The 24,042-nt window shown below is 44.0% G+C and carries 22 protein-coding genes; 1 reads left to right on the top strand and 21 read right to left on the bottom strand.

Features of this window, described 5'->3' with window-relative positions; genetic code table 11:
- Positions 1-67: 67 nt before the first annotated feature.
- The 13 genes from KAI36_RS12930 to KAI36_RS12885 all read right to left on the bottom strand — a co-directional run bounded on the left by KAI36_RS12930 (position 68) and on the right by KAI36_RS12885 (position 8,091).
- Positions 68-1,150 carry an alkene reductase gene (locus KAI36_RS12930; RefSeq protein WP_220027963.1) on the bottom strand — a complete coding sequence of 361 codons (1,083 nt, stop codon included), beginning with the start codon at positions 1,148-1,150 and terminating at the stop codon, positions 68-70.
- A 78-nt stretch (positions 1,151-1,228) separates the two neighbouring features.
- Complete coding sequence (locus KAI36_RS12925; RefSeq protein WP_192513325.1) at positions 1,229-1,495, bottom strand: hypothetical protein; 267 nt, start codon at positions 1,493-1,495, stop codon at positions 1,229-1,231.
- 315 nt (positions 1,496-1,810) lie between these two features.
- Positions 1,811-2,074 (bottom strand): muconolactone Delta-isomerase family protein, encoded by a 264-nt coding sequence (locus KAI36_RS12920; protein WP_220027962.1) that lies wholly within the window; start codon positions 2,072-2,074, stop codon positions 1,811-1,813.
- 53 nt (positions 2,075-2,127) lie between these two features.
- Positions 2,128-2,829, bottom strand: a complete 702-nt coding sequence (locus KAI36_RS12915) for an SDR family oxidoreductase (protein WP_220027961.1) — start codon at positions 2,827-2,829, stop codon at positions 2,128-2,130.
- A 95-nt stretch (positions 2,830-2,924) separates the two neighbouring features.
- Positions 2,925-3,665: an SDR family oxidoreductase gene (locus tag KAI36_RS12910; RefSeq protein ID WP_192513328.1), complete on the bottom strand. Its 741-nt coding sequence runs from the start codon at positions 3,663-3,665 to the stop codon at positions 2,925-2,927.
- Positions 3,666-4,123: 458 nt separating this feature from the next.
- Positions 4,124-4,714 (bottom strand): SDR family NAD(P)-dependent oxidoreductase, encoded by a 591-nt coding sequence (locus KAI36_RS12905; protein WP_258382303.1) that lies wholly within the window; start codon positions 4,712-4,714, stop codon positions 4,124-4,126.
- Complete coding sequence (locus KAI36_RS27260) at positions 4,683-4,907, bottom strand: SDR family NAD(P)-dependent oxidoreductase (RefSeq protein WP_258382302.1); 225 nt, start codon at positions 4,905-4,907, stop codon at positions 4,683-4,685. The genes KAI36_RS12905 and KAI36_RS27260 overlap by 32 nt, the downstream gene beginning before the upstream one ends.
- A gap of 323 nt (positions 4,908-5,230) precedes the next feature.
- Entirely contained in the window at positions 5,231-5,809 is a 579-nt protein-coding gene (locus tag KAI36_RS12900; protein WP_220027960.1) for a TetR/AcrR family transcriptional regulator, read from the bottom strand.
- A gap of 461 nt (positions 5,810-6,270) precedes the next feature.
- Positions 6,271-6,528 carry a muconolactone Delta-isomerase family protein gene (locus KAI36_RS12895; RefSeq protein WP_220027959.1) on the bottom strand — a complete coding sequence of 86 codons (258 nt, stop codon included), beginning with the start codon at positions 6,526-6,528 and terminating at the stop codon, positions 6,271-6,273.
- A gap of 110 nt (positions 6,529-6,638) precedes the next feature.
- Positions 6,639-6,896, bottom strand: a complete 258-nt coding sequence (locus tag KAI36_RS27255; protein ID WP_258382301.1) for a Rossmann-fold NAD(P)-binding domain-containing protein — start codon at positions 6,894-6,896, stop codon at positions 6,639-6,641.
- Positions 6,863-7,021 (bottom strand): SDR family NAD(P)-dependent oxidoreductase, encoded by a 159-nt coding sequence (locus tag KAI36_RS27250; protein WP_258382300.1) that lies wholly within the window; start codon positions 7,019-7,021, stop codon positions 6,863-6,865. The genes KAI36_RS27255 and KAI36_RS27250 overlap by 34 nt, the downstream gene beginning before the upstream one ends.
- Before the next feature lie 30 nt (positions 7,022-7,051).
- Positions 7,052-7,339 (bottom strand): SDR family NAD(P)-dependent oxidoreductase, encoded by a 288-nt coding sequence (locus KAI36_RS27245; RefSeq protein ID WP_258382299.1) that lies wholly within the window; start codon positions 7,337-7,339, stop codon positions 7,052-7,054.
- Between the two features lie 368 nt (positions 7,340-7,707).
- Positions 7,708-8,091 (bottom strand): DUF1349 domain-containing protein, encoded by a 384-nt coding sequence (locus tag KAI36_RS12885; RefSeq protein ID WP_258382298.1) that lies wholly within the window; start codon positions 8,089-8,091, stop codon positions 7,708-7,710.
- An 83-nt stretch (positions 8,092-8,174) separates the two neighbouring features.
- Here KAI36_RS12885 and KAI36_RS12880 point away from each other — a divergent pair, with 83 nt between their 5' ends.
- A complete protein-coding gene (locus KAI36_RS12880; RefSeq protein WP_220027958.1) occupies positions 8,175-8,357 on the top strand; it encodes a hypothetical protein in 183 nt (60 codons plus the stop codon).
- Positions 8,358-9,471: 1,114 nt separating this feature from the next.
- Here KAI36_RS12880 and KAI36_RS12875 read toward each other — a convergent pair.
- From KAI36_RS12875 to KAI36_RS12840, 8 genes are all read right to left on the bottom strand, one after another.
- Positions 9,472-13,473 carry a GH32 C-terminal domain-containing protein gene (locus tag KAI36_RS12875; RefSeq protein WP_220027957.1) on the bottom strand — a complete coding sequence of 1,334 codons (4,002 nt, stop codon included), beginning with the start codon at positions 13,471-13,473 and terminating at the stop codon, positions 9,472-9,474.
- A 190-nt stretch (positions 13,474-13,663) separates the two neighbouring features.
- Positions 13,664-15,937 carry a GH32 C-terminal domain-containing protein gene (locus KAI36_RS12870; protein ID WP_220027956.1) on the bottom strand — a complete coding sequence of 758 codons (2,274 nt, stop codon included), beginning with the start codon at positions 15,935-15,937 and terminating at the stop codon, positions 13,664-13,666.
- Positions 15,934-18,402 carry a PfkB family carbohydrate kinase gene (locus KAI36_RS12865; RefSeq protein WP_220027955.1) on the bottom strand — a complete coding sequence of 823 codons (2,469 nt, stop codon included), beginning with the start codon at positions 18,400-18,402 and terminating at the stop codon, positions 15,934-15,936. Before KAI36_RS12865 ends, KAI36_RS12870 begins: the two co-directional genes overlap by 4 nt.
- A gap of 24 nt (positions 18,403-18,426) precedes the next feature.
- The gene (locus KAI36_RS12860; protein ID WP_220027954.1) at positions 18,427-20,052 is read right to left on the bottom strand and encodes an ABC transporter substrate-binding protein; all 1,626 of its coding nucleotides are present in this window, start codon (positions 20,050-20,052) and stop codon (positions 18,427-18,429) included.
- A 125-nt stretch (positions 20,053-20,177) separates the two neighbouring features.
- Positions 20,178-21,074, bottom strand: a complete 897-nt coding sequence (locus KAI36_RS12855) for a carbohydrate ABC transporter permease (RefSeq protein ID WP_103048545.1) — start codon at positions 21,072-21,074, stop codon at positions 20,178-20,180.
- A 13-nt stretch (positions 21,075-21,087) separates the two neighbouring features.
- Complete coding sequence (locus tag KAI36_RS12850; protein WP_220027953.1) at positions 21,088-22,041, bottom strand: ABC transporter permease; 954 nt, start codon at positions 22,039-22,041, stop codon at positions 21,088-21,090.
- A gap of 306 nt (positions 22,042-22,347) precedes the next feature.
- The gene (locus KAI36_RS12845; RefSeq protein WP_220027952.1) at positions 22,348-23,316 is read right to left on the bottom strand and encodes a LacI family DNA-binding transcriptional regulator; all 969 of its coding nucleotides are present in this window, start codon (positions 23,314-23,316) and stop codon (positions 22,348-22,350) included.
- A 478-nt stretch (positions 23,317-23,794) separates the two neighbouring features.
- Positions 23,795-24,034: an alpha/beta hydrolase family protein gene (locus tag KAI36_RS12840; RefSeq protein ID WP_258382297.1), complete on the bottom strand. Its 240-nt coding sequence runs from the start codon at positions 24,032-24,034 to the stop codon at positions 23,795-23,797.
- Between the last annotated feature and the right edge of the window lie 8 nt (positions 24,035-24,042).

Genomic DNA, 24,042 nt, shown 5'->3' with positions numbered 1-24,042 from the left:
ATTTTTCATTTGTACGCCATTTTGAGCATTTCTATTTCTATAATTTTTAATTTTAATTTGAAGCCAATTACTTACTTTCCTGGTGCTCTAATTCTTTCAATGTAGGATAATCCGTATATCCCTTGCTCCCGCCGCCATAAAATGTTGCAGGATCTGCTTCATTTAATGGAGCGCCTGCTTTAAGTCGTTCCACAAAATCCGGATTAGCTAATGACCATACTCCAACAGGAGCTAGATCAGCAAGGTCACTATCAATATCAACACTGATATTGTCTATTGTCCGTCCAGCCCGATTGACTAACAACGGATTAGCCCATAAGGAACGAATGTCTTGAAGCAATTCATCATTTCCAAGGTGCATTACGTGAAGATAAGCTAAATTCAATTTAGCTAATTCTTTCGTCAAATAACGGTAAAGATCTGGCCCTTGTTCACCATCTTGAATTCCGCCAAGAGGGGTTCCTGGAGAAATACGGAAACCAGTTCTCTCTGATCCAATCTCGTCAACGACGGCTTTGGCTACTTCAATCGCAAAGCGAGCACGATTTTCTATAGAACCACCATACTCATCTCTCCGCGTGTTTGAATTTTCTCCAATAAATTGGTTAATTAAATATCCATTTGCTCCATGAATTTCAACACCGTCAGCGCCTGCTGCAATAGCTGCAGCTGCAGCTTTTCGATAATCTTGAATGGTTGTTTGAATCTCTTCTTTACTCAGCTCACGTGGTACAGGGATATGCTGCATTCCTGTAGCCGTAAACGCTTCTACTCCTGGGGCAATTGCAGATGGTGCAACCGGCTGCCGATGATGTGGTGTATTATCAGGGTGCGATACACGACCGACGTGCATTAATTGAATATAGATGTATCCGCCTGCTTCATGCACAGCACTTGTAACCTTTTTCCATCCTTCAATATGCTTTTCTGTATAGATCCCAGGTGTCATTAAGTATCCTTGACCATCGTCTGATGGTTGTACACCTTCCGTAATTAGAAGTCCCAAGGAGGCACGTTGAGCATAATAAAGTGCAGCCAACTCTCCAGGTGTACCATCTTCTTGTGCTCTACTGCGTGTCATTGGCGCCATCGTTAGTCGATGAGGCAATTCCATGTTTCCAATTTTTGTTTTACTCCATAATCTCGCCATCTTTATTCCTCCTATTTAAGTGATATAAATTGAATTCTACATATTTACAAATAGATTTAAAATTATAAAATAACTGGATTAATTTTTCCTCTTTAAATTGAAGGTATAATTTCGATCTACAATTCTTACCACTTCGTTGCTATCATATAGGTTCACCATGAAACCTGCCATTTGCTTAGCAGTATGATATTTAGGCATGTTTGCTTCAAAATCAAAAGCTTCAGTATCTATTGATTTTTGTGCAAATTCTGACTCCGTAATAGCTGGTGTTAAGATTTTCGCCTTTAACTTCTGGCAACAATGATCAATTTTTTCCCCAAGCAGCAAACGCCAACGCAGTCTCATTACCGATTCCTGAATTTGCTCCAGTAATTACATTACTCTAGTCGAACTAGTCGACGTGAAAAAGGATATCCTCCATGCTCGATTTCTGGAAGAACTCAAGCGCAATATCGTCCCTGTGGTCAAAAATCGAACATTCACGAGACAAACAGAGTAAGGGTTATAAGCACACGAATACAAAGAGGCGGAGGCTCTAGCCGCTTAACCTGACAACAAAGATCACGCCCCTCTCCCCGAAATCTGCTATGTCGTTATATAGTTTCCTCCGTTTGATGACGATAGAACGCAACAACAAACCATTACATACTTCGTTTGTACCTAGATCTCCTCGTCGACCAGTTCGGTGTATTCTATTTCCATAAATTTATAAAATGGCAATGACTCCACAGCAACTCGAACCTCTTCTAAACTGTCTCCAATTAAAATAGACCAATGCTCGTCCCTTGTGTGGGAAAGGTAAAACGATTTAATCAGTCCCTGTTCCACTAATTCAGCAAATCGAGCTTGTTCCGTCGGTAACAGTTCATTAATTTCTTCCTCCGTTGTTGTTGGTTTAATTTTGACATGAGAGAGAAAACGCATGTTGTACCACTCCTAATATTTTCATAATATTTTCTAACGCATATTGTGTAATTTTATTGGAATAATTGCGGATATAGAGAAGAAATCCCACCAGAAAGGCCTTGTTGCACATTCCGGCTTGTGTCATCAGCAACAATCTCGTAGAGACCCGCTTCGATTCCATCTATCGCAATTCTTGCGATGTCCTTTGGAGATGACTTAGGTGCTTGAATGCCTGCTGTCAAGTCCGTGTCCATGAATGCTACGTGCAATCCGGCAACCCGAACGTTCTTAGGAGCTAATTCTAAGCGTAATGCATTCGTCACTCCCCATTGAGCAGATTTTGCAGCTGAATATGCGCCTGAGTTACCTATATTGATCCAAGATAACGCAGATAAAATATTAAGAATCGAACCTCCCCCATTCTTTTCAATCACTGGTGCAAACGTGCGAACCATTGAAAGTGTACCGAAAACATTAGTGTCGAATTCCAAATGAATATCGTCCAGCGTACCTGTGAGCAGAGAAGCGCCAGTTGCGGTACCGGCATTGTTGATCAGAAGGGTCACATCCCCAGCAGCCTCCGCTGCAGCAATTACGGATTTCGAATCAGTAATATCGAGCTGTAGTGGAATAGCACCCGGCAAATCGACTGTTTCTGGGTTCCTCGCTCCAGCGTATACTTTAGCTCCCCTTGCTAGAAGTTCAAGAGCAAGCTCCTTGCCTAAACCTCGATTTGAACCACTTACAATAGCAACTTGTTTAGAAATATCCATTTTTTTCACTACTCCTTTTTTGAATGATCGTTCTTAAATTTTTATACATACTCCAATTTCCACGTATTTATAACATACTTTATTTAAAATGCGAATTATTGACCAGTCAACATATCGTTTACTTGATTCACAAGAATGCCTTCGTTCGGGCCCGGATTATTGCGATACATTTTTGCTTCTTCTACCAGCACCTCATCCGTATCTGTACCAAGTACTTGCATGGTTTCTTCAATAAATGGCACAAGTGGCATCACATTCGGATCGTAATTCATCATTTGCGTTTGAACCAATGGCGGCGCAATTTCCAATACTCTCACCGATGTGTCTTTAAGGATATACCGTTGGGTCAGCGTATAGGAATGAAGCGCTGCTTTCGTCGCAGAATATATAGCTCCCCTTACCACTGGTACGAATCCAAGTATCGAAGTCGTGTTGATGATATAAGCTTCATCTTTGGACTTCAAATGACCCAGCAACGCAGACGCCATACGGACCGGACCGAGCAGGTTTGTGTTGACTGTCTGAACCAAAACATCTTCGTCAACTACATCCGATGGGTCATCGGGTACATAAATACCGGCATTGTTAAACAGGACATTTAGGTCCGGGTATTCTTCAATTAGCTGCTGGGCGACTGACTTTACGTTGGCAGGGTCCTGTATATTTAGCACCACTGCGGACATGCCAGGATTCGCATTGATGGTTTCCTCTAAACGCTCTTTACTCCGCCCTGCGATAATAACCTTGTTTCCAAGTTTGTGTAATGCCTCTGCTAGTCCACGTCCAATCCCTGAACCGCCACCTGTAATAAAAATAGTATTCCCTGTTAATTTCATTCTTAATTCCTCCTCGTTTATAACTTATCTATTGGTTTATTTGTTGAACCCAAATTGTTGTCTCACTCTTTGCCTTGGTATACACTGAAACTGAAAAGTGTTAAGAGTGATTTAAGAAACTGATTCTAAGTAGGTCATAAATTTTTTTCATTATAATGGAAACCTGTATGGAACACCTTATATGTTTTCGAATAACCACCGCAGAGCCTCCTCCATAGAATCAAAGTTTTCAGTGGAGTAGCTTCCTTGCAACTCTATGTCGAGTCTTTTAAGATGGAACTGGCTACTGCCTTTTCCGGAGTAATTAAAGCCATGTATTTCAACCCGGCCTCTTCAGCTTTTGCAAACCAAACTTCAGAATACCATTGTTGATCAGTTAGTGATATTCCTGAGAATTTCAATCTATTAGCGATTAACTTGTGCCGCACAATTTATTACTTTAGACGTAGCCTTTTGGATCATCTAGTTACACTCTCTGTACGAACTCTGATTTGACCAGTCATCATTTTACGAGGTAAAAACCGTGGTAGGGACGTAATGAACCGGTGAATTGCTCCTGGAATGATCAGTGTCTTGCCACGCAAGAAATCGCGGTACGCCTCGTCTGCCACCACTCCGACCTCCATAACACCGCTTTGGTACAGCTTGGAAGATCCCACGTCCGAACGATCGATGAAACCAGTTGCCGTTGGGCCAGGACATAGAGCCGTTACAGTCACGCCCGTTCCAGTCAGTTCATTCTCCAGCGCCTCTGTGAATGAAAGGACGTATGCCTTCGTAGCGAAGTAAACTGCCATTAGAGGCCCTGGGTAAAAAGCCGCTACAGAAGCCACATTCATCACTCCCCCTTGGCGCCGTTTGACCATATCTGGCAAGAACAACTTCGTCATAATCGTTAAAGCCTTGACATTGACATCGATCATATTCATTTCTTGTTCCAACTCTGTTTCCAAGAATGACCCATACAAGCCAAAGCCCGCATTATTGACCAGATAGTCGACGGCGATTCCTTCCTTTTTAAGCTTCGGCAGCAATATCTTCAGCCACACCCGGTGACGTTACATCCTTCGCGAACACCTTTACGTGAACACCGTATCTTTCGCGATATCCTTTCGCCAATTCTACAAGCTTAGCCTCACTTCTTGCCACGAGAACCATATTGTGGCCATCTTTGGCAAAACGATCCGCCAACTCTTTGCCAATTCCACCCGAAGCGCCAGTAATAAGTACAGTTTTACCCATTTTAATCCACCTCAATTAATTATTATAAGTTTGTAAGGTAATCACTAATGAACACTTTAATGTATAACTTTATAACTCATCTTCGTTACAGGTTTCTTGCCCAACAGTAATTACTGGCTGGCTGCTTCAAAACCAATCCCATTATTTACGCATGGTACAAGTACAATCATGCTAGATATTGATTTGTTCCTTCTTGGATCCCTCTTTTTAGAATATTCATTATAAAAAGAGGGAATATCCTGTTCAATTGGGAAATTAACTTAAGTAAAGGGACATCCACGCAACACAGGAACGATCATTCTAGTAAGTGCAAAAAAAATTGGTTAGCCTCGCAGAAATTTCGTTGATACATTCACTATACGAAGTAGTTTTTCTTTATCAATCGAAGCTCTTCCCATAACCCTTATACCAACCGAAATATTATGCAGATACTCTGCCAACTCCTTGGCATCGTAATCAGAGGTGAATTCTCCATCCCGCTGCCCCCAAAGAATAATCTGCTCGAACATCTGCTCTGTTATGGCGAATGATTCAATAGATTTGGTATCCACATCGGCATCTCGTGCAGCCAGTTCCGTCACTGAATTTACCATTAAGCAGCCAGAAGGTGAATCCTCTTCTTCTAAAACCATGAATCCAAAAATGATCTGCAGAGCTTCTGTTGCAGTCTTAGATTGTTTCACCTCTCCAGTAAGCATAACTTCAACTTTGTTGATATAACGATCCATAGCCTGAAGAAATAGCGAATGTTTGTCGCCAAATGTGTCATACAGACTTCTGCGGTGGATTCCCATATGCTTAACCAGATCACTCATGGATGTCTTCTCGTAACCTTGTTCCCAAAAAAGCATCATTGCTTTGTCCAATACTGCGTTTACTTCAAACTCTTTACTTCTTGCCATAAAACTCCCTCCCAAAACTAATGTAGCATATCGGGAACGATAAGTAAAGAAAGAATCATTTCTTGTTTTAGATTTATTTATCATACATAAAGATTATGGATAGATCTCTTCATTCTTTTGGCATATATAAACAAAAGCTGGCGGGAGGTTAGCTATGGCATAATGAATATGAACAATTTTGAAACTTTTCGAATCAAATAAATGAGCCTGTTTTCCTCGATAAAATGAACACCTCTATCTACCTTCTAAAGTCTTATAGTTCAAGGAGTGGCACTAGGTGTACCCCACCTTGCTTCATATAGAATGCTCATTCACCAACGAATTACGATATATTCACTTCAGATTTCAACGATAAGCATCATCCTATTATTTAAAAGCCTACTTTCTCAAGATTAATTTGTGAAAGTAGGCTTTTGCATAACTATATTTTAACACCCCGATTCTGGATTAATACTTAGTTATTATTCGTCAACTAGTTCGGTGTATTCTATAATCATAAATTTATAAAATGGCAATGTTTCCAAAGCGATTTTTAAAGCATCCTGGTTGTCAGCGATACAAATGGACCAATGCTCATCCCTCGTGTGGGAGAGATAAAACTTACTGATCACCCCTTGCTCCACCAATTCTGCGAACCGTGCTTGTTCTGCTGGCAACTGTTCCGCAATTTCTTCCTGCGGTGCATCTGGTTGAATTTTGACATGAACGAGAAAACGCATGTTTCACTCCTCCTAATATGTTAATATACTGTAATATCCAAATCTCATTTATTATAGTTTCACACGATCAATACCAATACTTTCACTACAAGCATCGAGCAGCGTTATTTTTATTGAAATAATTGTGGGTACAGGGAAGGAACTCCTCCGGCAACACCCTGCTGTACCTCCCGACTTGTAGCATCAGCAACAATCTCGTAGAGGTCGGCTTCAATCCCATCGATTGCGGTTCTAGAGATGTCCTTTGGAGATGATTTAGACGCATGGATGCCAGCTGTCATGTCCGTGTCCATAAACGCTACATGCAATCCGGCAACCCTAACGTTCTTAGCAGCTAATCTAAGCGTAATGCATTTGTTACTCCCCATTGAGCAGATTTTGCAGCTGAATATGCCCCTCCTTCGCCTATATTGATCCAAGATAATACGGATAGGATATTCAGAATCGAACCCCCTCCATTTTTCTCAATCACTGGTGCGAACGTGCGAATCATTGAAAGTGTACCAAAAACATGAGTGTCGAATTACAAATGAATATCATCCAGCTCACCTGTGAGCAGAGAAGCACCCGTTGCTGAACCAGCGTTGTTAATTAGAAGGGTAACATCCCCTGCGATCTCTGCTGCAGCTACCATAGATTTCGGATCAGTAATATCGAGTTGTAGTGGAATAGCACCAGGCAGATCGACTGATTCTGGGTTCCTCGCACCAGCGTATACTTTAGCTCCTCTTGCTAAAAGTTTAAGAGCTAGATGTTTGCCTAAACCTCGATTTGAACCGCTGACAATAGCAACTCGTTTTGAAATATCCATTTTTATACACCCCCTTTTATTGAATGATCGTTCTTAAATTATGAAAAAAATTTTGCTTCTTAAGTGTTACATTAAATACAAACCAGAACTTTCGAGAATGATCATTCTCGAAACGATAAGTTTTTTTTATAATTGTAGTATATTTCATTTGGGAACGATCAGTCAACTATCACTTTCTTAAGCACTTTCACGGTCATTCACTTGTGCTGTCTATTGTTAAAAGAAATAAGTTGATCATCCGCGTTTTATCAAATCTTTTCAAAAACCATTATTGCATAACTCTCCAGGAGCACAGAAACCGCTGAATCAAGCCCAAGAATCCAACCCGCAAGCATCGATTCTACAGTCATTGGCGGGTTGGCTTAAGCTTATTCGCCGAAACGAATGTTTTTCAATGTTTTATTGACTAACGAGAAGTTCTGGAAAATCCGCGCTCCGCCTTGGCCTGTCGGCGCCTGTGCTTCAAGACCAACCTTGATGGTCTCGTCTACTGGCAGCGTAAAAAAGCGCATCATTACAAATTTGAGTCCATCCAGTGAATAGTGGAATGCAAAGGAATTGCCAACTCGTGCTATTTGTAGCCATATGGTGTCACTGTCAATATTGCATCCGTTTGCATCATCCGATGTTTGATTTGTCACAACGCTAACTACTGCATGCGTATCAAAGTCTGTCTTTTCAAAACAAGCTTTAGCCCACACCTGAAAATCCTGCATAATCATAAGTGTTGCTGAATCATACACTTCATTCACGTAGAGTCAGTTTTTAAACTGAATTTTGTCCTTTAACCGAGATATGCGCATAATAAAAAACATTCTAAAAGGAGGACCTCTAATTGTATTATTCAATCGTCCAAAACAGTAGGTTCTGTGTGGTATTGAGGGACGGGATGGCTGAAGAATTAATCTTGGAGCTTCCAACTGAAGCACTTGCGGATGAAGTCGCTTTTCAACTTCAAATGGCGTGGTACGATGGAGAGTCTTGGGGAAAGAATGAGATGAAAAAAAACTTGATCTAGAGGGCTATCATTCAGAAATTAGTAAAGCCATCAAAGACGTTAAAATAGGAGTCAAAGGGAGCGAAATCAATATCATGACGAAATGGAAGAACAATGTAAATTGCAGAGAAAGGAAGTCAGACAACAAGTATTACGCTTGAAGAAATAATCCCCTTTTTAGTCTGCAATTAAAGCTCGGATGATAAAAATAACATTAACAATGCTTCTTGAAATAAATAAGGGCTACCTTTCATAGGGAATAGTCCCTTTACTAAATAGATTTAATTATTTAAATGGATATACCGAAACCGAAACTTCTTCTTTTCGATGTTTAAGCGTATGGTTACTATCCTAGTTACATGGATCGCTATTTTGCAGAACATAACCAATCAATCTGTGCAAGAAGGGATATCGAAATACTTATGGCAGGGGCAGTGTGCTTTGTCAGCTTCACTTACTACATGTCCATGATTTCAAGTGCGGAGCCCGAGCATCTTGAAAAGACTGCCACAACCTGGTGAGAGGATTAAATAACCCGTATCTATAAAGCCTCGAACTGGGGATGGCAAAGCCGATTGGCATACCTGTAATAAAGCTACCAAGCACTTCTCCTGCTACTGCTAGGTAAACATTCGTCATTATAATGAGAGGTGTGGAACCGAGTAAAACTGCATGATGATCAAGATCAGAATGAGAAAAACAACGATGTTATGTGTTTAGAACTTCACGTAAAATCTCATGCTCTACCCGGAACGAACCTTCTTCTCGATTAGCAAAAAAGGCATACCCTTCAGCTGAATATTAAACAATATCATGAAACCTTTCTCTGACTAAGGTTAGAAGTCATTATTTCTTCATTAATGTGCGCTCACCAAGCTATAATCCCTTGGCTCCGCCAAGGGATTATAGGCTTTTGTTGATTATTTGTTTTAATCCCAGAGTTATAAAGCACGTCATTTGCTACACCGAATCATTAAATTAAATACATTTTTATCTCCCATCCAAATAAAATTGATTCAGCTTCGTTTTACAAGTACCTGCCGTTCTCCTTTGCCATTTCGAATGACAAGCTGCTCTGACTATTCGGTTTGCTTGGGGTGACTGCAGGACTCACGGGTGTTCTGTATTGACAAGGTCAGTTGTTGGTCTTCTTCTTTACCTGAACAGGTACGTTGAAATCATCGACGTTAATATGTCCAAACCCGCCTTTGGAGTGGTCAACCACCTTAATGTAAAGCTCCTCGCCGATATAATCCGACGCATCCCAAATCTTCCGTTGATATTCTTCATAATTGGTCGCTGTCTCTTTAAATAACTCTTTGCCGTCCGACGCCCGAACCAGCGCAACATACAGACGGTCTATATCCCGGCCGCCGCTGATAAGGAAGTTGATCTTACCGTTCCCACCAAGGACGAAATTTTGAGATCTTAGCGCTCCTGTCAAGCTGTCGCCGCCGGCTTGCTCGTTGAAGCCCCATAAATGGTAGCCGCCCGGAATTTTATGCGACGGGTTGAAGTAAATGGTGTCCCAGAAGAATTGGGTATTGGTCACATGGACATTCTGGAAGGCGTCTCCTTCCGTAATCCATCCTGTTAAGTCGCCTGTAGCAAAATCATGGTTAGGCAGCTCTGTAATATCCTTATACACGGAGCTATCCCAGTTATCGGGCACATAGACCGGAGCAGCCGGTTTACCCGTTAAGGCATTCATATCCCATACTTGCATAGACTTGACAGTGATATCGCCATCGGCCCAGATCTGCAAGCCCAAGGAGTCGTATCTGCCTACATAGACACGAGTTGTCAGCTTCTTCTTGTAATTTGCAAAGGCTTCAATGACCGAGCGATCGAGAAAGATATGGAGTTTCAAGTTCTCTCCGTCAAGATCTACATATCCTCCTTGAATGCCGTCCACACGCACATCCGGATCAATGCTGCTCTTGGTTCGATCCACATTGAATGTCCCGTTCTTCTTGTCGTAGTAAATGAGCGTCTCTTCTTGGCCTTTTTCCGAGCGTCGCACCTTGAGACCGAATTTCTGAGCCTCACGCGGATCAATCTCCATCACAATCTCTAGCATGTCGCCCTTGACATTTTTAATCAATTGATTGGCACTCTCCAAATTTTTGTCCGAAAAATCAACCCATTTTTTCCCTCGAAGGCTCTGCAGTTCTTTAATCGGTTCGATATGCAATTTATCATGCTTATCGAGGCTTAGGGAAAACGGCAAAGCTAAATTATGAGCCCATCCAGATTGATATTCGGCTTGTGGTGTTCTTACATTTTGCACCATGGAGAATACGACTGTTCTTCCGTCAGGTGTGACCAGACCGCTCTCTGCGGTTAAATAGCCGTCACCTACATCCATTTTGGAGGGTGCCTCCTGATCAGGAATAAATTTAAAGTTATCCCGGTCCCAGGTCCCGATCCAGTAAAAGACCTCAACATCTCTTTGCACATCGTTCGCTGGAGGAACATGCTCCGGCTTTTCATGGGGATTAATCATGAAAATATATTTTTGCTTGCCCGTACTATCCGTGCCTAACGGCAATAACACTGGCAGCTCCCATACCGTACCCAACTCTGGATAACGGCTTCTGTCACTAACGTATAATGGCCCCTTATATTCCCAATTGTACATATCGTCGGATACATACACCAAAGCTGTGCCGCTACTGAAGTCTGGAAGGCCAGACGTCACTAACTGATACCACTTATCCACCTCTTTGTCATACCATACAAACGGGTCACGGAACTCGTTATGGATTCCTTTCCCGTTCTGCTCCGTTACCGGCTTAGGATATTTCACCCATTTTTCCAAATAGGGATCGGACAAATCCGCCGGAGTTGCCAGCCCTGTTCTTTGGTTCGGCGACAGGGAGTCGTTGCCGGCGGTATAGAACAGGACAGGATTCCCATTTCGATCATACGCTGCACTGCCTGACCACGTGCCGTCCGGATCAAGGGTGCCCGCTTCGGGCGCGAGAGCAGGTCTTACATTTTCCCAGTTCACCATATCGTCACTCACCCAATGCCCCCAGTGGATTTGATGCCAGTATGGACCTTGCGGGTTATGTTGATAAAATAAATGGTATTTGCCGTTATAATAAATCGGTGCATGTGCTTCATTCATCCAGTTTTGCGGAGCCATCGCGTGGTACTGAGGACGGTGCTGATCTCCGTCAAACACACTTGGATCCTCATCAATGTCCGCATTCGGAATTTTCGGAATCGAACCTCCATGAAGCGCCTTCACGCTCTCATATCCAGTAAGTATCTCCTGGTTCGTAAGGGCTTTATTATGCAGCTTCACTTCATCTAGGAGTCCGCTGAACATATTGAAGGAGAACAACCCTGCCAACTCTACAGGTTTATTATTTTTCCCGATGATCAGGCTTTCGGTAGATGGTGTGATCGGAACGTTGACGGGGGTTGCTTGGGAAGCCACTTCCTCACCGTTTAGATATAACTTAATCTTTCCATCTTCTTTACTGAAAGTAGCGGCCACATAATTCCACTTGTATTTTTCCAACGGGTGATCCTTTACCCATACCTGAATCCACTGGCCGCCAATGCCTACCTGCATCGACCATGTACCGTGCCGATACATTCCAAGAGAAAAGCCTTCCGCTTTATCCTGATCGGATTGGTTTACGATCGCAGACAGCTTGTTTCCGTCTCCCCATTCATAGCTGCGCGGTGCAACCCAAGCTTCGATGGTTAACGCGTCGCTTACAGGCACAGTATCCTTTTCATTGACCTCAATATAATTCGAGTATCCATCAAACAATAAGGCGCCGCCTTTTATTCCGCGCGGAGTCCATCTCGGATCCTTCGATGCCATATACCTGGCGGTGCTAAATACATAGTTCACATCGTGCTTAAGATTGTGTACTTTCTCCAACGCTTTCTTTCCTGCGCCCTCATCAAGATTTAAGTAGAAAATGGTACCCCTACCACTTGCTTGGAAACTATCAACGGCAATGCTGGCTTCATTGGAATGATCGACAACCTTTACATAGAGCTTCTTGTTGTAGTGTTCTTGCACTTTCCATGAGATTTTCTCGTTCGCGCTGACATTCCCGGTTTTCATAAGCAATGTGTTGTTGGTCGCATCGTAAAGTGCGACATATGCGTTTTCCGGTTTGAGGATATCCAAAATAGTGAATTTAATTGTTCCGGTTCCCTGAAGCGTGAAAGTATTGGAGGTGGTGGAGCCCTTTCCTTGCACGGAGGATTTGGCATAGAAGTTCCCTTCTTTGCTCGCATGAGCTTCATCGGTCACTTCAAAAGCATCTCCCTCAACCGTCCAGCCATCAAGATTTCCGGTTTCAAAGCTTGGATTATCGATTTCATAGCGTTTGAAATCTGGCTTGATATCCGTAGCAACAATTCCTTCAGCTGGCTCCGATTCATGGTACATGGAGAAAGCGTCCGCAAAAATTATTCCCCAATCCGAGGTTGCATTATCGACGACCTCCACATACAGTTTCTTGCCCAAATATGTGGAAAGATCCGCCTTGTATTGCACCATATTGGCAAGCCGCATGCCCAGCGCGGGATCCGGGAAGCCAACGTCGGCGAATGCGCTATTTCCGTATCGGGCAATAACTTGTCCCGTATCGACTTCCACAATATTTATAAATACCTTGTCTGGGTTCTTCGCACCGCCAAGCCTGAAGCTGATCCAGCCGCTGCCGCCCAGCTCGAAAGTGCTGGAACGAAGTACACCAGTCGCAGATTCGTCATACTTCCAGCCGTTTAAATGATAAGCGCCTTTCTGGTTATACGGTATTTTTTCCGCCCACCAAGTCGTTTCGTCGGTTACGCTATTCGGACCGAACGCATTGCCTTTGACAACAGTCCATCCCGTCAAATCTCCTGTTTCAAATCCAGGATTCCGGATTTGATAGACCGAATCCGTAACTGACAATCCCACGTCATTCTTAGGAATATTTTTGATTTGATAAACCGCATCCGTAACCGATGATCTCACATCATTCTTAGGAATGGGCGTTTCTCCAGCAACAGTTCTAGATTCGGATGCGGCAGAGATTCCCGGAACAACAAGCTGGAGAACCATAGCCCATATAACCATTCCCGATATCCAAGATTTTCTTCTTTTGGCTTTCCTCATTCTCGAGCCTCCTTCGAAACTTGTTATACTTGCGAACATCGATACCTCATTTCGAAATGCTCTCCTTGTACAAAGTGAATAGTCATGAAGAAGGGAGAATATGAATGAAACGTTTCCAATCGGAGGAATGCAAAGTTACTTGATCATTTGCTGCATGACCCGATTGGTAAGGAGCGCCTAAGCAATCGTCTTACCAAATGGACTGCATATCCCATATATCCAAGGATTTAATAAACGCTTCTCCATCTCCCCAAATCTCGAGTCCCAAAGCATCCATACGGCTCGGGTACACCCGGGTTGTCAGGCTTTTCAATCCGTTTGCATAGGCTTCGACCATGGAGCGGTCCAAATAAATATGAAGCTTCAGATTCTCCCCAAGTAGCTCCAGCTTACCGCCCTGAACCCCTCTGCACTTTTCTCCCGGATGCAGCGTCGTTTTCGACCGGTCAACCACGAGCATCGCTTGATTCCAATCATAATACAGCAGAGTTTCTTCCTCTCCGTCCGGCGTACAACGGACCTTGATTCCGAATTGTTTGGCGCTGCCGGGCTCCAATTCCAATTGAATCTCAAGCATGTCACCATGAACATCCCTGAGCTGTACATTAGTTTCAGCCAATGACTGGTCCCGAAGTGATAGCCTCTTGGCGCCACGCAGCGATTGAAGCTCCTGAATCGGCTCTATTCCCAGACGTCCGTCATCCCTCAAATACACGCTTAACGGCAAGCCGCCGTTATGAGCCCAGCCCGACTTATATTCCATCTCGGACGTCCGGTCGCCTTGGGCTATCGTAAAGACGATATTTCTGCCGGTCTTCGGATCAACCATTCCACTCGGTCCGGTAAAATGGAAATCCCCGACGTCAATCAATTGAGGCTCTTCTTGATCGGGGATGAACGAAAGATTTTGCTTGTCAAGTTGTCCGATCCAATAGAACACCTCGACATCCGCTCCCTTCCCCACAGGGCTGACAAGCAGGAGATGTTTGTTCACCCCCTGCTTGTCACTGCCAAGGGGAAGAAGCACAGGGAGCTCCCAGATGGGTCCAAGGTAAGGAAACTTCTGAATATCTGCTTTAAAAAACGGCCCTTTATACGTCCAATTCAGCATATCCTGTGACGCAAATGCCAGTGCTGCTCCGCCTTCGATTCCGGACCCGACCAGAGCATACCAGCCGTCATCATCCTTCCATACGAACGGATCCCGGAAATCCCCAAATGCGCCCATTCCCTTCTTCTGCACGATCAACGGCTCCGGATGTTTGACCCAGTGAACCAGATCCGGGTTTCCGTCAAGGGTATAGGTGCTTCGGGCAAGCGCCACGCTCTGATTCGGCGAAGCGCTGTCATTACCTGCCGTAAAGAACAGGACAGGCAGGCCGTCTGCATCATAGGTTGCGCTTCCCGACCAGATCCCGTCCGGTGCGAGCTGATCCTTTTCGGGCGCCAGGGCCACGGGTAGATCACGCCAATGCACCAAATCCTGACTTACCCAATGTCCCCAATGGATCTGATGAAAGAACGGCCCATGCGGGTTATGCTGATAGAACAAATGATATTGCCCGTCAAAATAGATCGGTGCATGGGGTTCGTTCATCCAATGGGCTGGCGGGCTAACATGATATTGCGGTCTGTGCCGATCAAGCAGCAGTGGCGTCCGGTCCAGCTTGATCTCGTCATAGTTTAATTGCGGCCGGATACCTTCGTGAAAGGTATCCAGCACATGCCGATAAGAAGCGGCCACTTCTTCCGCGCTCAGCGCCCGATTATAAATCTTGAGTTCATCAACGATACCGCTAAACATGTGCAGGCTGAACACTTCCGCCAGCAGGCTGCTATGGTTATTCTTGCCGATTAGAAGATCCGAGTCCGTCGCCTCAGCCAGGCGGGAACCACGAGGCAAGGCTGCCGAAGCAATTTCACTGCCGTTCAAATACAGCTTGATTTCCCCTTGGTTCCCATCGAACACAGCATTCACGTATGACCATTCATTCTTGGGCAGTTCATGGCCGTCCGGCGACCAAAGTTCCTTCCAGTCCCCTCCTTCCAGCCCGACTTGGAAGGACCAGGAACCGTGACGGAACATGCCGAGCAGATAACCCTGCTTGCGATCCAGGTTGTAGCGGTTCACAATGGCGGACAATTTGCCATCATCCCCCCATTCATAGGAGCGTGGGGCTATCCATACTCCAATGCTTAGCGCTGATCGATACTCTGGCTCGGTGTTCTGACTTCCCTCATCGAACGAATGCGCAATGTAAGTCGAATAACCATCGAACAGGAGCCCATTTCCAATTACTCCCTGTCTCCACCGTGGAGGGCAAGGTTTAGTAAACTCCGCTTGGTTAAATACGTACTGGATATTATCCTGGACTTGGGATACGCTCTCCAGAGCGCTTGTACCGGTTTCTTCATTGAATGCCCAATACATGATCAATCCCCGATTATCGGTTGCATGGCTCATACCTCAACCCTCCTTGATGTCTGCTCCGTTGGACCATTGGGAATATGAATGGAGTTAAGAGCATGCATATGAAACGAGTTCAGTACAACTTCCCCTGATTTCGTACTTATCTCAATACGATCCATCGGAGCATCAGGGAATATTTGATCCGTCAGTGCAACCAAACCCTCATTCGCGTACACTTCAACCGCGTTGCGATCCAGCCAGATATGCAGCTTGATCTTTCCATTCTCCGGAACCATTCTAGCACCGTGCTTGCACGCAAACGACGGGTGGAAGTCAGTCAGGCCCGATATCGAACGGTCGATGAATAGCCATTGGCGCACAGGGTCATATCCGATAATAGTCTCACTTTGCCCAGAGGACTTCATTTTGATATGAACCTCATCCCCGGAACGAATGTCGATATCCGCTTCAATCTCAAGCAGAACATCATTCATTTTTTGCGTAAACGGCACCGCCGGCGTAACCTTGACCTCATTCCAGCAGAGCGTTCCTTTTCGCAGCTGCTCTATTTCCCGGACAGGCATTTGAGTCAGAACTACGCCCTCGTCTCGGCTGGTCAATGATAAGACGCGAGGTAGAGTCATTGCGCCTCTCCAGGCTCCGGTAGGCGTTTGGTTGGCATATTTCCAGTTGCTCATCCATCCGATGATCACGCGCCGTCCGTCTTGCTCAGCTATATCCGACCAAGTGACCCCCGCATAATTGTCCCGGCCATAATCCAGCCACAGGATATGATCGGCCGGATTGTCATTGATGAACGTATTTCCGTCGAATTCTCCGATAAAGTATTGCGTGCGTGAGCCTTCCGGACAGTTCGGATCATCTCCGATGCTTATGATAAGTACCCATTTGGAACGCCCGCTGTCATCAATCGGCAATTCAAAGAGATCAGGGCATTCCCAAACTCCGTCATGCGAGCCTTCATTCTTTCCGAATTCGCCTGACAACGACCATTCACGCAAATTGTCCGAACGATAAAACCGAACGTGGTCTCCCGCGACAAGAGCCATAATCCACCGCTCACTTGGCGAATGCCAGAACACCTTGGGGTCCCGGAAGTCAACCATATCATACTCGGCGAGTATTGGATTCCCCTCATATTTGTGCCAAGTTCGTCCTTTATCGCTACTGTAAGCCAGGCTTTGCCGCTGGCGAGGTTGTCCGGTCTCCGGACAGATGTCTGCATGAGTGAAGAGCGCGATCAATCCATGGGAACCATCGAACAGTCCGCTGCTATTATTCCAGTCAACCACACAGCAACCGGAAAAAATTGCGCCATGCTCATCCGGGAACAGAGCGATAGGCATATGCTCCCAATGAACCAAGTCTTGGCTTACGGCATGACCCCAGTGCATCGGTCCCCATTGATTGCTATAAGGATGGTGCTGATAAAACAGATGATAGACTCCCTCGTAATAGACTAATCCATTCGGATCATTCAACCAATGGGAGTGAGGTGAAAAATGAAAACCCGGCCTTAATATATCATCATCGTGCTGTTTATTTGTCTCGATCATCTGTTTAATCTCATCTGTCGTCGGCATAGATTGAAGAGCCCCTTTCCGTGTGGTTACTAATGCACCGCCGGCATTAGCAAAAGTTAGCATGCTGATGATTTGCTGTTTTGTCAACTGATTCAAAGAAACACCGGCTTCCAGTATCTTATATAACAAGCAGCCCAGAAAAGCGTCGCCGGCTCCTGTCGTATCGATGGCCTTCACTTGAAAACCTGGCACATATCCGTCATGACCAGCCAACCGGTAATAGCAGCCTTTTTCCGCTAAAGTTACGACGATCCAGGCGATGCCGAATTGTTGTTGCAGCTCTAAGGAGCCTTTTTCCACATCAGTTGTACCAGTTATAAAGCGGAGCTCATCTTCCGATATTTTCAGGATGTCGGCATACTTCATCCCCCAAAGGATATTCTGTTTCGCCTCCTCTTTACTCTCCCATAAAGCAAACCGGATATTCGGATCGAATGAAAGCAGGACTCCTGCCTCTTTAGCCTTCACAACTGCTGCTCTTGTTGCCGTACGGACCGGCTCATGGGTCATCGACACAGAACCAAAGTGCAGTGCATGGCAGTTTTCAATCCTATCAAACGGGACATCCTGCGTGCGCAAGTATGTATCCGCTCCTGGCTTCCGGTAGAAGCTGAACGATCGGTCTCCGTTGTCATCCAGATGGACAAATGCCAGCGTTGTATTGGCTTCATCTGTAAACGAAAGCGCAGACACGTCGATGCCGCCGTTCATCAAGGTATCGTGCAGCAAGGAACCGAATCGATCATCCCCAACTTTGCTAATCAACGTCGCTCTAGCTCCTAAACGGGATAGAGCAGCTGCTACGTTAGCCGGAGCCCCTCCAGGATTGCATTCAAACTGCTCGTTGCCTCCCGCTGTACGACCTGATGGAGTAAAGTCTATCAATACTTCCCCAATGGTTATTACATCAAGCACAGTTTCTCCCCACCTATCCTTTGATTATTTATTTATTAAATTTGCATTATAACGGTCCAGCCCTTTTTGATAGATCTCCATTAATTCGTTCAGCCCCATCTTCTCTAGTGTCTTCACATAGCTGTCCCACTTTTCATCTACGCCGCCATCGACGATGAACTTGCCTCTTTGGGTATTTACATATTTAATAAGTTCTGGCTCAATCCGATTGATTTTATCTAGTTCATCCGGCTCAAAGAAGATACTCGGATAGTTTTCCTTTGTCATATATGGAGTGTAATATTTCTCCAAATAATCAGCACGCTTCTGAGCCCGGGGTTCCATATCAACAACTTTTCCGAAGTCATCGAAAGTAATGACGCCCGGATTTCCTGTACCTGGAGCCACTTTTTGACGGAATTCACCTGCGGAGGCTCCCTCAGGAAGCGGCAGGTTCACCAATTTTCCTTTTTCGTCCTTCTTGAATACGACATCCAACGGACCCCAGTGAATTTGAGCCGCCATGTAAGGGTCATACTGTTGATCGATCCAACGCATCGTCATTGCCGGATAACGGTTCTCCTTTGTAATCACGAAGCCACCTCGTCCCGGACCGCCGCCGTTGTTGCGGCCGATCATTTGATCTCCATTTGGGCCTTTAAGCGGGGGCAACAGAGCATAATCCTTACTACGCTCCGGTCCGACAACCTCTTCGACTTCCCACCAAACGTAGGAGCCAAGCGTTTCATCTGGTGTTTTGCCTTTTGCTAAATACTGAGCAGCGTCCTGGGTGAACGATTCTGGGTCAATCAGGCCCTGCTTATACCAGTTATCATGAATATATTTTAATGTTTCCTTATATTGAGGTTGCGAAGCGGTAAAGATCACTTTACCTTCGCGTACGATCCGGTGTTCCAAATTATCCGGAAGACCGAAAGCTCCGAATATGCCGGCAATGTCACTACACCATTGCATATGCATAAAGCTTGATGGGATTTCATCAGCCTTGCCATTGCCGTTCGGGTCCTTCGTTTTAAAGGCAATCAAAGCCTGCGTGTATTCATCCAGCGTCTGAGGGACTTTCAGGCCCAGCTTATCGAGCCAATTTTTATTGATGACGTGAAAGAAGGGGTTGGTATCGAGCTTATTCTCTTCCCACGACGGCAGTCCGTAGATGTGTCCATCCGGCGCTGTGATGGCTAATTTAATGTCGGGTCGACGATCGAGAAGCGCTTTCAAGTTAGGCGCATATTTATCAATTAAATCCTCCAGCGGAATGATGGTTCCGTCTTTACCGTAATTGATTAGATCGTAATCTGTGAATCCGGCTCCGTAAAATGCGTCTGGCAAATCTCCGCTGGCCAACAACAAATTTTTCTTCTCTGCAAAGTCAGTGTCTGGAATGTTTTCCCAGTAAATCTTTACGTTTGTTTGTTTTTCCAGCCGCTTGAAAATTTCCATTTTCGAGTAATCCGGCGCTAAAGCAGCTTTCGGGGAGACCATCTTTAAGGTCACCGGTTCTTTAACAATCGGAAGACCGGTTTTATTAAAATTCGCATCCTGATCCGGATTTACCATCTGATTTTTTGACTCGCCACCGCCTCCCGAACATCCGCTAAGCGCAAACACTCCGGCCAGCATTAGAATTCCAGCACTTTTGAATAATTTCATCGTACATAACCTCCTTTATGTCATTCCACAAGTTGAAAACTTACCTTGCCCTTGTTATATATTTGTCTGAATGCTGGATCTATCGATTCTGTTGCACATTCCCCCTTTCAGGCACCATGACAATGTTAGCCTTTGATCGAGCCGATCATCACGCCTTTAACAAAGTATTTTTGCAGGAAAGGATACAAAATCAGCAACGGTAGACTGGATACCATGATGACACCATATTTGATAAGCTCTGTAACGCGCATCTTCGCTGCGTAAGATTCCACGTCTATCATCATGCCCGAGTTGGCCTGATTCTGGACAAGAATGTTGCGCAGAACCAGTTGCAACGGATACTTGTTTTCGTCGTTCAAGTAGATCAAAGCGTCAAAGAAACCATTCCAGAAGCCGACAACATGATATAGTACCATTACGGCTATAACGGACTTAGACAAAGGCAATACAATGCTCCAAAAAAATCTGGTATTGGAACAACCATCGATCGAAGCTGCCTCCCACATTTCATCTGGGATGGTCGACTGAAAAAAAGTCCTTACGATAATGACATTGAACACACCTCCCGCTCCAGGAATAACAAGTGCCCAGATCGTATTCAGCATGTGAAGATCTTTGATCAGCAAGTAGGTTGGGATCAGCCCTCCACTAAAAAACATGGAGATCAGTAAAAACCACATAATCGCCGATTTTCCCGCCAGTCCTTTACGAGCTAATGGGTAAGCTGCACATACGGTCACGGCTACTCCGATTAATGTTCCTAGACCCGCATATAAAATCGAGTTGGCATAACCAATCCATATAGATGAATCACTGAATATCCGCCCGTATCCATCCAGCGTAAAACCCTTTGGAAAAAACCATACTTCTCCTGAGTAGATGAGATTGGGGTCACTGAGTGAAGCAATCAACACAAAATACAACGGGAATAATACAAGCAGCATAACTATGGTCAACATGACGTAGTTGACGATGTCAAACCACATGTCTCCCTTGCTTTTTCTCTTTAATAATTGATTCAAAATGAACTCCCCCTTACCACAGGCTGGTTTCAGTCAACTTTTTGGCGATCCGGTTGACGGTGATTATCAGGATAATATTTACAACTGAATTAAACAGACCAATTGCCGTAGAAAAGCTGTATTGTGCCTTTTGAATCCCGATTTCATAAACATAGGTCGGAATGATATTGGAAGTGGCATAATTCAAATCGTTCTGCATAAGGAAAGCCTTTTCAAAACCGATGCCCATAATGTTACCGAGTGCGAGAATCAATAAGATGACGATCGTCGGCAAAATGCTTGGAATATCCACATGCATTACGCGCTTCCATTTGCTTGCTCCATCCATTATCGCGGCTTCATGCAATTCTGGATTGACCCCTGCCAGCGCAGCAAGGTAAATGATGGTAGCAAAACCTGTCTCTTGCCAAACCCCTGATAAAATATACAAAGGACGGAACCAACCTTCGTCGGCCAAAAACATAATGGGGTCTCCTCCGAACAAGGTGATGATGTGATTCACGATTCCGCTGTTTGGAGACAGAAAAACATTAAGCATACCGACGAGCACTACGGTAGATATAAAGTGTGGTGCGTAAATTACAGTTTGTACAATTTTCTTGTATCTTTTGGCCAGCATCTGATTCAACATAATCGCTATAATAATCGGAGCTGGGAAGCTAAACACAAGCGATAGAACACTGAGTGTAAGTGTATTCGTCATAATCGTCCAAAAGTTATAGGAATCGAAAAAATCAATAAAGTGCTTAAAGCCTACCCACTCGCTTCCCCAGATCCCCCGACTTGGTGAAAAATCCTTAAAAGCAATTTGTATTCCATACATCGGATAGTACTTAAATACGAGATAAATAATAATAATTGGCAGCAAAAACAGATACAGTTCATAGTCACGTTTGATCTGGTTCCATATTTTGCGATTCGGCTTGATCGTGGAATGATCCAACTCACTAGTTCTTGAATTCACCATTACAATCCCTTTCTTGTATAAGGAATATTTTCATTTTTGAAACGTTTCCAATTTGTTATAAGAAAAACGTCAGTCGGTGGCCCATACCATAAATCCACCGAATGAGCTGAAGTCTTTCCAATGTAAAAAAACTTGTCTAAGATAACAAAAAACGATACATTTGCTGTTTCAAACTTATTCCTTCGATCTTTTAACTGAGTAGTCTGATTGTAAAATGAAACGTTTCCAATTTTCTATAAGAAAAAGTCAAGTTTGCATATCCAGACTGTGATCCGACTTTACGAGCTAAAATCTTTACAATTAAAATCATGTAGTTTCGCCTTGTCTGAAGATAACGGGGAGACGATACACTTGCTGATCTAAAGTTATACCATCGATCTTTTGATACAGTAGTCTGATTGTCAGACGTGCCATCTCCTCCACTGGCTGCCTGATTGTAGACAATATCGGATGAAAATAACGATGATCCTGAATGCCGTCGTAACCGATGACCTTTACATCCTCTGGAATACGAATCCCCTGCCTACCTGCTCTTTCTATATATTTGGCGGCAAACATATCCGTAATAGCGAAAATGCCGTCCACATCCTGATGCTTAAATAGAAATTCGCCAAAATAGGCTTCGTCGTCCACAATAGGATCTGGTTTCTCGTATACAACATAGTCTACACCTAATTTTTTCGCCTCATCAATGAAACCTTTTCTTCGATTCATAGTTTCACTAAAAACGGAAGTTACACTTCCCATAAAAGCCGGTTTCTGGGCCCCTGCTTTAACAAGTTCCCTCAAAGCTAGACGGCCTCCCTCATAATTATCTGAGGTTACACAAGTGATTTTTTTGTTGAAATGTCTGTCAATACTTAGAATCGGAATGTCATTGCTTACGCTATTTTCTATATCATTGTAAGTAATGCCGACAATACCAGCCACTTTGTTTTGCCGTAACATATCCAGGTAATACAGTTCCTTTTCGGGCTTGCCGCCGCTATTACATAACATGAGCTTAAAGCCTTCCCGATCCAACTCATCCTCAATGTAATAAGCCAGTTCAGAAAAAAAAGGATTCCAGATACTTGGAAGTAGCAAGGCTACCATCTTGGATTTGCTCATCTTGAAATTTCGAGCGACTTCATTAGGAAAATAATTCAGTTCTTGTATAGCTTTCTCCACTTTCCTGCGTGTATCTGGTTTTACAGAGCCCGAGTTATTAATAACGCGGGAAACTGTTCCCACAGCAACACCAGCTATCTTAGCTACATCTCTAATACTTGGCATTTAACCCCCCCATCTCTCTTATAGGAATTATAATAGCACTAAGTTGGAAACGTTTCAATAATCTTTGAAGCGCTTTTTTTCTGACTTTTTTCATTGCCTACCCCGCATATGAATTTCGTGCCACCTGATTCAATCACACCTATTCGCTTTTTATTCCATTTTTTCACAAACTTACACAATGTACTTTTCGAAGCGACACAAACATGTATGGCAACTCTATAAAATTAAAACTTAATTATTTCAGATTAAGTTGATGCGAACTATAGCTCTTTATTGTATTAGAAACGGCGGTCAAAATGACCGCCACCGCAGTGTAAAATAGATAATCACATCTATTATTTCTTCTTCAAAAAAAATAAAATCTCCTTTTAGAGACCGATTCTTCTCTCGAGCTCTTCCGGTTTACATCAATGCAATATCCATTTACATATTTTCTGTGAAAAATGATTCTAGTTTATCAAACAGAATTAACTCCATTTTATCGTAGAGATCCAATGGCTAGACCAGCATCAGGAACCACATACAGTTCTTTGGGCTCTGTAGACATTTCGTATGCATCTTCACTAAGATATCTAGAATGCGCATGTTCGCCAATGATAAACAAAATCGGTCTTGGTGAGATTGTTCTGATATAGTTCATCAAGGGGAAATTCATAAAGGACATAGCCCTTGTTACCGTAAATGCGCCTACCGAATTCGGATGAAACCCCCACTCCATTGCATAAT

The organism is Paenibacillus sp. S02 (assembly GCF_019454065.1).
GTDB lineage: Bacteria > Bacillota > Bacilli > Paenibacillales > Paenibacillaceae > Paenibacillus > Paenibacillus polymyxa_B.
This window is presented reverse-complemented; position numbering and strand designations above follow the sequence as displayed.